The organism is Peribacillus sp. NPDC056705 (genome assembly GCF_043656335.1).
Genome location: NZ_JBHTYI010000105.1, coordinates 2116 through 2445, shown reverse-complemented (window position 1 = coordinate 2445; position 330 = coordinate 2116). Strand labels below are relative to the sequence as shown.

Annotated in this window: 1 protein-coding gene; it reads left to right on the top strand. The window is 51.5% G+C overall.

Features of this window, described 5'->3' with window-relative positions; translation table 11 throughout:
• Positions 1-330 (top strand): copper amine oxidase N-terminal domain-containing protein (locus ACFRAK_RS27795; protein WP_394573002.1); only part of this gene is annotated, 330 nt, incomplete at both ends.

Below are 330 nucleotides of genomic sequence, written 5' to 3'. Positions count from 1 at the left end.
ACCACCAGTCATGAAGAACGGTGTCACCTTCGTGCAGTTCCGACCGCTGTTTCAAGCGCTCGATTACTCGGTCCAATGGAATAACACAAACAAGCAAGTAACAGGTACATACATTGACCAGAAGCTTCAGATGACGATCGGGCAGAAGACAGCCTACGTGAATGGTGTAAAAACCACGCTGGATATTGCACCTTTTACTGAATCCGGCAATACGTTGGTCCCACTCCGATTTGTAGCGGAGGCTACGGGACTACCTGTCAAATGGGACCAGAAAGCGCGCACGATCCAAATTGATCGCCAAGGCGCGATCGATAAGGCGGAGGCTGCGGC